This window comes from Planosporangium mesophilum (assembly GCF_016863255.1).
In the GTDB taxonomy this organism is placed as follows: domain Bacteria; phylum Actinomycetota; class Actinomycetes; order Mycobacteriales; family Micromonosporaceae; genus Planosporangium; species Planosporangium mesophilum.
On record NZ_BOON01000083.1, the window covers coordinates 1 to 8,240 of the forward strand.

Below are 8,240 nucleotides of genomic sequence, written 5' to 3' on the forward strand. Positions count from 1 at the left end.
AACGCGATCGGGCCGTGGGAGAAGTTCAGGCTGGTCACCAACGACGACGGTACGGTCAGCCTGAACGCGAACGCCAACGGCCTGTGGGTGAGCATCGACAACCCGGCCAGCGGCGGGCCGCTGCGCGCCAACCGGCCGGTGAACGGCCCGTGGGAGAAGTTCACCCGGGCCTGAGCCGAAGAGCCAGAACAACGGCCGATGGGCCGGGGATCGGTACCGATCCCCGGCCCATCGGCCGTTGTGGTGCTACCGGCCGTCGCCGCGACGGCCGCCGTCACGCTGGTCGGCCGCGAACGAGGCCACCCAGGACAGCGCCGAGTTCCAGTTGATCGCGACCTCGTTGGTCGCGTACGACTGGATGTCATCGATGTAGCAGAACTGCGGCGCGCAGCCCGCGAGGAGCTTGGCGGCGGTCGGGTCCTGGAGCGCGGAGTTCGGGCCGCCCGCGATCGAGCCGGCCGGCGGGTTCGGCAGGGTCGGGTCGAGCTGGTGGCCGTAGATCCGGCTGTGCTGGTTGTGGGAGTCGTGCTCGCCGTATCCGGTCACATAGGACTGGTTGAGGGCGTTGCGGCCGAAGACGTAGTCGAGCCCCTCAAGCACCCCGTCCCGGTACCGCCGGTCGCCGGTCAAATCGAACGCGGTGGCGATGACGGCGAGCTTGTTGAGCACCACGGCCGACGACCCCCAGACGTACTGGTCGGGCGTGATCGACACCCCGTACGCCTGGTCACGGACGGTCCCGAGGTACCGGTCGGCGGCGGCGCGCACCGAGCCGCGGATGGCAGCCCGGTCGGCGGCCGGCAGCCGGCTGGGCACGGTCGCCAGGTCGAGCCGGCCGGCGGCGGCCACCGAGCGCCAGTCGAACCCGCCCGAGCCGAACGCGTCGCCGCTCCAGTACGTCGACGCCTTCAGCGCGTCGAGGTACGTCTGCTGGCCGGTCGTGATGAACAGTTCGGCGGCCGCCCAGTAGAACTCGTCGCGCACGTCGTTGTCGTCGTACGCGCCACCGCCGTTTCCGTCGCTCGGGCTGGCGTAGACCGCCGGGTTGGCCTGCGCTGCCGACCACGCGGTACGGGCGGCGTTCAGGCAGCGGGCCGCGAAGGCGCGATCGTACGGGGCGTACAGGCGGGCGCACTGCGCGGCGGTCGCGGCGAGGTTGAGGGTCGCGGCCGTCGACGGCGGGTGCAGCTCGCGCGGCTGCGGGTCCTGGTCGGGGCGCAGCGGCAGCCCGGTCCAGGCCTGGTCGTGCACCTTGTGATGGACCATGCCGGCGAGGGGCTGGCCGGCGGGTACCTGCATGCGCAGCATGAACTCGAGTTCCCAGCGCGCCTCGTCGAGGATGTCCGGTACCCGGTTGCCCCGCTCGGGTACGCGCAGGCTGCCGTCGCCGAGCGCACCGCGGCGCACCACGTCCGCCGTCTTCGTCCGCTCGTACTCGTTGAGCAGCTGGTACGTGGCGATGCCGCCGTTGACCACGTACTTGCCGTGGTCGCCGGCGTCGTACCAGCCGCCGCGCACGTCCAGTCGGTAGTCGCACACCCCGGGCTGGCAGGGGACGTTCGTGTCGCCCTGGTTGGGCGTCACTCCCACGTGCCCGGCCGGTCGCGCGTACCCCGGCGCCAGGGCGTCGTCGATGGCGATGCCGCTGCGCTGGACGTAGAAGAAGTGCAGGGCGTCCGAGCGCAGCCGGTCGTAGGTGGAGCCGGAGATGTCGAACGGGTGGCTGGTCTGCCCGTCGACGGTGAGCCTGTACCCGGCGCCGGCCCTGGTGTACCCGCTGAAGTCCAGTGTCTGCACCCGCTGACCGGACGACGCGTCGAGCCCGCGCGGCGTCGTGGTACCCGACGCGACCACGGCCCCGGCGGCGTCGGCGAGCTGCCAGGGCAGCGGGTCGGCGGCGTCGGTCACGACGGTCGCCCGCTTCGGCCCGTACGGCAGGTAGCCGACCTGGTTGACACGTACCCGCGGGCCGGTGTTCGGTACGTAGGCCGGGGGCGCCTCGCCGCCCTTGAGTGACACGTCGTCCACGCAGAACCGCCAGGGCTGGGCGCTGCCGCCGATCTGGAACGCCACCTGGCCGCGGTCGGTGTCGGTGGCGGACGTGAACGAGTAGCTGTACCGGGCGGAGGCGCCGAGGGTGACCGGCTGCGACAGCTCGGCGGTGTACGGCGGTTCGCTGAGCTGGATGTTGGCCTTCACGCCGACCGGCTGACCGGCCGAGGCGGTGAACGAGAACGCATACGACTCGCCGGTACGCAGGTGGAGGTCGTTCTGCCCGATGATGACGTCCCACGCGTTGGTCGTGCCGCCGGGTACGTCGGCGCAGAGTTGCCCGTCGACTATGGACGGAGCGGTGTTGCCGGTCCACCACCACGGGGCGGTGCCGGCGTCGAACGTACCGTTGACGATCTGTTCCGGAGCGTCGGCGGCGGCGATTCTGGCGGCACCGGTTCCGGCGGTGGCGGCGCCGGGCAGCGAGCCGGCCAGGGCCACGGCGACGGCCGCGATGGTGGCTGCCTTTGCCGGAACAGTTGCCCTGGCCGGACGGGTGGGAGGTCGGATCACGGGGGCTCCTCGCGAGGCTGGGCGGGCCGGGTGCGCCGCCTGGGAGCGCTCCCGACAAGGATAGAGCGATGTTTATGCGCACTCCCGCCATGTGTCAACCTGGCCGAACGGATCAGGTCGACGGTGCCCGATCGGCGATCACTCCACTGCTGCCGGGGGATCCCCGACCGTACGGTCCCTGCCGGCGTTCTTGGCCAGGTACAGGTTCCGGTCGGCCTGCCGGAGCAGGGCGGACTGGCTGGCACCAGCGCCCGGGCCGGTGGCCACGCCGATGCTGGCGGTCACCGGCAGGTCGCCGGTGAGCGGCCGCCACGGGTGCGAGCGGATGGCCCGGCGCAGCTTGTCCAGCCGGAGGACCGCCTCCGGGCCGTCGACGCCGGGGAGGACGAGGAGGAACTCCTCGCCGCCGAGGCGGGCGGCGAACGCCGCTGTCGGGTCGGGCTCGTCGGCGTCGAACAGCTCGGCCAGACCGGCGTTGAGCACCGTGGTGAAGGTGCGCAGCACCTGGTCCCCGACGTCGTGGGAGAGCGTGTCGTTGATCCGTTTGAAGTGGTCGATGTCGATGAGGGCGATCGACAGCGGCGCTCCGCCGTCCACCGACTCACGCAGCAGCGCGGGCAGTTGGCTGTCGACGAACCGCCGGTTGTACAGGCCGGTGAGCGGGTCTCGTAGCGCGAGGTCGCGGTAGTGCCGGCTGGAGCGGCGCGCCTCGTCGGTCTCGAAGACCGCCTGCAGGATGTGGGCCCGGGCGTCCCGCTCGGCGCTGTTGACCGCCATCGCCTCGGCGTGGAAGACCTTGTACTGCGCGTACGCGTCCTCGAAGCAGCCGAGCGTGGCGTACAGCTCCGCCAGCTCCCCCCAGGCCCGCATCCTGATCCGGCGCAGGTCGGACCGCTCGCAGATCCGCAGACACTCGTCCAGGGTGGCCCGGGTACGGTCGGTCGCCCCCCGCAGCCGCTGGACCTCGGCCAGGGTGAGCAGGCACTCGGCGTACCCGTCGACCTCCCGCACCGCCAGCACCGTGCGCGCCGAGATGACCGCCTGCAGCGTCTGCTCGGCGTCGGCGTAGCGACCCAGCCGCATCTGCGCGCGGGCCAGCGTGTCGAGGCTGAACGAGTCGAGAGCGATCCCGTGCGCGGCGGCCAGCGCCGCCATCCGCTCCGCGGTGGCCAGGGCCCGGTACGGCTCACCGGCCTCGTGCTCCATGTACGCCAGATTGTTGAGCACCAGCAGCCGTAACTGCACGTTGCCGAAGGCCTCGCCGATCTGCTCGGCGTCGGCGTACCGCTGCCGGGCCTCGTCGAACGACCTCGTCTGGGTGAGCGCGCCGGCCAGGGTGGCGAGGTGGTACCCCCGCATCACCGGGGGCGCGCTCTCGTCCAGGAACTCCACGCCGCGCACGGCGTTCTCCAGCGCCGCCGGCAGGTCGCCCACCTGGCGGAAGAACGTCGCCAGCAGGCGGTGGCTGCGGGCCAGCAGGTACCGGTGGTCGTGGTCGCTGGCCCACCGGTTCACCCGGTGCAGGATCCGGCCGCTCTCCGCCGTCTCGCCCCTGCTTCCGAGTACCGCCCCGCGGACCAGCTGTGCCCGCAGTTGGAGATCCACCGCGGATACCGCGCGCGCTTCCTTCTCGATGCTCGCAGCCAGGTCGAAAGCGCCGTCGAGCTCCTGCCAGCCCAGCAGCTCGATCTCGTCGAGCGCGGCGGCGAGCTCGCCGATCGCGGACTCCGATCGGTGAGCTGAATGATCGGATTCGGCCGCGTGGTGATTTTTCATAGGCTTATGCCCGAATTTCTCCGCGTACTCGAACGCGTCCGGAGACGACTGGCTCATGGCTGTCGCATCACCCGCACATTCCGGCACATGACCACGATGTCACCACGGCACGCCGATTTCGCGGGTAACGGGTGTGACACTCTGCACCCGTAGGGGTACCCACTGTCGTTTTGCTGGCCGGTTGACCGAAGGTCCACCGTACGGCTGCCCCATCGGATGATTGCGGATGCATAGTCGACCTCCTCGCGGGGATGGTGTCGCTTTCGCCGGCAGGGGTGTCCTGTGTGGATCGCGCCGTGGGTGGGTCGACGGAGCGTGGTGAGAGTCGCCCATTGCCTCAGGTCAGCCGGCGGTCACCCGATATGAGATCCGACGTACACGCCGCGAACAGGAGGACGGGATGGCTCAGATCCTGGTGGTCGACGACGACCCCGCGATCCGTCAGCTGCTGGCCGACGTGTTGGAGATGGACGGACACGAGGTACGGGTGGCGGTGGACGGCCTGACCGCCGTCAGCGCGTTGGACGAAATCCTGCCGGACTGCGTCGTCCTCGACGTCATGATGCCGGGCCTCGACGGCTACGGCGTCCTCCGCGACATCCGGGGCCGGGAGGGTGACCGGGTGCCGGTCATCATGCTCACGGCGGCCGCCGACCCGGAGTCCGCCGCGCGCGCCTGGGCCGACGGCGCGGACTACTACCTGGCGAAGCCCTTCGGCGCTGACGAGGTCCTCTACCTGATCCGCAGCTCGCTGCGGGACCGCCAGCAGGTCGTCGAGGGGTAGCCGACGCCGGGACAGCGTCCACATTGGGCGCCGAGGCGCTCGACACCGACCCGCCACCTCACCGCCACCACGTCGACGCCGTCATCGGGCGTAGGCGGACCGCGACCGGGTAGGGATGAGGCATGGACGGCGGCGAGGTGGCCCGGCTGTTCCACCACGAGACCAACCACGGCGCGGGACACTGGCCGGAGCCGAAGGTGCCCGGGTTCGTACCGATGGATCCGCGCAACCGGCCCCTCCCGTTCAAGCGGTACCCGCAGGCACGGGTCCACCCCCTCCCCGCCGACCTGCCGTCGTGGGGCGCCCCGGCGGCCGAGGCCCTGTCCGGACGGGTACCGCCCGACGGGGCGACCGTCGACCTCGAACTCCTCGCCCGGCTGCTGTACCACTCCGCCGGCGTGACCCGCGTCGCCGCGGCGGACGGGTCCGTCTGGTTCCGGGCCGCGCCCTCCGCGGGGAACCTCCACCCGCTGGAGGTGTACGCGGTGGCCGGAGCTGTGGCCGGGCTCAATGCCGGCCTGTACCACTTCGCCCCGGACGTCTTCGGCGTCGAGGAGTTGGCCGCGGTCGACTGCCGCGCGGCCGTCGCCGATGCCGTCGCCGTACCCGAGGTGGCGGCGAGCCCGGCCCTACTCGTGGTCACCGGCATCCCGTGGCGGACCGCGTGGAAGTACGGCGAACGCGGCTGGCGCCACGTGTACTGGGACGCCGGCTCCCTGCTCGCCAACCTGCTCGCGGTCGCCGAGGCGTACGGGCTGCGGGCGCGCGTCCTGCTCGGCTTCGTCGACTCCGCCCTGTGCCGGCAACTCGGCATTGACGGAGTCGCCGAGTTCCCGTTAGCCGTAATCACGATCGGTACGTCCGATGCCCCGGTCGGCGCCCTGTCCGGCAGCTGCGAGCCGGACCTCGCGGCCGCCCCGCTGTCGCCGGCGCCGATCGAGTTCCGGCTGATCACCCGTGCCCAGCAGGCCGGGAACCTGGACACGGCCGAACAGGTCGCCGCCTGGCGGGCGGCGGCCGTCGACGGGTCGGCGTCCGCGCCGGCGTCGGTGGAGCCGCCACCGGGGATCGCCGCCGAACCGATCGAGTCGGTGATCCTGCGGCGCGGCTCTACCCGCCGGATGCGCCGTGGCGTCGTGCCGGCCGAGCTGCTGCACTGGGGGATGGGGGTAGCGACCCGGCAGGCGCCCGTCGACGCCGTCCCGGCCGGGGCGTCGCTGCTCTCCCACGAGCTCGCGATCCACGCGGTACGGGGCCTGGAGCCGGGGCTGTACCACTGGGTCGACGGGGCGCCGCGGCCGTACCGGACCTCACCGGAGCAGACGGTACGGCGCCTGAGTCAACACCTGTGCCTGGACCAGCCGCTCGGCGGCGACTCGGCCTACACGGACTTCTCGTGCGCAGAGCTGGAGCGGGTACTCGACGGGTACGGCGACCGCGGGTACCGGGTGGCCCAGCTCGAGGCGGGCCTGTCCGCTGGACGCCTGCAACTGGCCGCGTTCGCGCTCGGCCACGGCGGTACCGGGCTGACCTTCTCCGACGAGGACGTCTCTGCGGCGTTCGGCACCCGCGCGGCCTGCATGCTCGCCGTCGCTATCGGGATCCCCGCGTACCGGTCGAGGCCGGGTGGGCCACCGGGGCGGCCGGCCCGACTCACCTGGTGACACGGCTGGCCTGGTGAGCCGAGGGCTTGCCGGGCTGTCTTACCGGCTGGTGAGGAACCGCAGCCAGAGGCCGGCGGCGAGCAGGGTCGTGGCGGCGATCGACACGAGGTAGCAGGGCGTCGGGGTGGCGGGCAGGGCGAGGCTGATCCCGGTCATGGCGGAAAGCAAGGGAGTCGGCTCCGAGGTTCGGCGCGGGCGGAGACAATGTTGATCGTATGGCCGCGGCGGCCTGGTGGGGCGGGTCGAGACCGTCGCGCACCCGTACCGCACCACCAGCGCACCGCCGGCGCCTGAGAACCGGGGTCAAGCAGACCCGAAGGTCTCCATTCCTGGCGTCCGTCCCGACCTGTGAGGGCGGCCCCGTCGGTGAGGAGTGCTCTGTCCACCGCAGGCCGCGACCCCGCTGCCGACCATGATCATCAACGACCCTCCCGCCGCGGGGCGTGGTCACCGCGTTCCCACGCGGCAGATAGAGGTACCCGTACTCGGCACCCGGAACCCGGCCTCCAACGGCAACGCGGTCGACGTCGGCGGGTTCCTGACCATCAGGTAGCCGCGTCGGTCCCGAAGGGCCGGTCACCGCGGTGACCGGCCCATCGCCTTGGTTCCCTGGTGGGCTCGGGTTCCCTGGTCGGCTCGGTTCCCTGGTGGGCTTGGTTTGCTGATGGGAATGGAGCGGGGGAGCGTGGCGTTGGACCCCTCGCTGCCCGGTGCGTGCCGCCCGGACGACGCCGGTTCTACCGGTGGCCGGGAATGCGAGGCGGGGCAGCACGGTTGTACTGGGTACTGCGCTGTCACTGGTCGCGGTGTTGCCATCTCCCCGCACGGAGCGGGGAATGCGGTACGCGGCGGTGGTGTTGTGCCAGAGGTGCCGTGGGCACCGGCCTCGCGTTCGCTACTGCCGTTCGTGTAGGCGCTGCTCGACCCCAGATCTCGTGCCCTGGCTGCCGGTTCCGGCGTCCGGGAATGGGTTCTGCGGGACGAGCGTTGACTACCGTGTCGCTCGCTCGTACGGCTGTGTCCGTGCGATCGGGGCGCCGGTTGCGGGAATGACTTCCTGGTCCACGGCGTTGACGTGAGGGTCCTCTGCTCGGTGTCGGGCTGCTGCTCGATGCGGGTTGGACCGCCGGTCGCGGGAATCAAGTTCCCCCGGTCGGTGTTGAACATGGCGTTCGCCCACCTGGCGTCCTGGTCACCGGCCAACGGATCGTCCATCTCGGACGGTCGTGGCTAGGATGTGACGCAGGACAAGGTCGTCGGATTTGACGATCATGGTTAGGCGGGCGTAACTTTCTCTCTGCCCGCGGGGCTGCCGGAGATAAAAAACCGGAGCCGCGTGAGGCAAACCAGGCGGGTGGCGCGCTGCGCCGGCCTAGACTGGACCCGAGCGGGTGACTGCTCCACCGGTTTGAATGATCGGTTTGGAGCGGGAGCGAACTTCGGGTAATGTG

The 8,240-nt window shown here is 71.3% G+C and carries 5 protein-coding genes; 3 read left to right on the forward strand and 2 right to left on the reverse strand.

The genetic code is table 11. The features are described from left to right. Window positions 1-246: 246 nt before the first annotated feature. On the reverse strand, window positions 247-2,565 hold the full coding sequence (locus tag Pme01_RS30390; RefSeq protein ID WP_373315556.1) for a glycoside hydrolase family 9 protein: 2,319 nt from the start codon (window positions 2,563-2,565) through the stop codon (window positions 247-249). 138 nt (window positions 2,566-2,703) lie between these two features. After that, window positions 2,704-4,341, reverse strand: coding sequence for a tetratricopeptide repeat-containing diguanylate cyclase (locus tag Pme01_RS30395; protein ID WP_168118328.1), 1,638 nt, complete (start codon window positions 4,339-4,341; stop codon window positions 2,704-2,706). A gap of 400 nt (window positions 4,342-4,741) precedes the next feature. Here Pme01_RS30395 and Pme01_RS30400 point away from each other — a divergent pair, with 400 nt between their 5' ends. From Pme01_RS30400 to Pme01_RS30410, 3 genes are all read left to right on the forward strand, one after another. Beyond that, the gene (locus Pme01_RS30400) at window positions 4,742-5,125 is read left to right on the forward strand and encodes a response regulator transcription factor (RefSeq protein ID WP_168118329.1); all 384 of its coding nucleotides are present in this window, start codon (window positions 4,742-4,744) and stop codon (window positions 5,123-5,125) included. Between the two features lie 122 nt (window positions 5,126-5,247). Then, window positions 5,248-6,789 (forward strand): SagB family peptide dehydrogenase, encoded by a 1,542-nt coding sequence (locus Pme01_RS30405; RefSeq protein ID WP_168118330.1) that lies wholly within the window; start codon window positions 5,248-5,250, stop codon window positions 6,787-6,789. A gap of 412 nt (window positions 6,790-7,201) precedes the next feature. Further along, entirely contained in the window at window positions 7,202-7,342 is a 141-nt protein-coding gene (locus Pme01_RS30410; RefSeq protein WP_168118331.1) for a hypothetical protein, read from the forward strand. Window positions 7,343-8,240 lie beyond the last annotated feature (898 nt).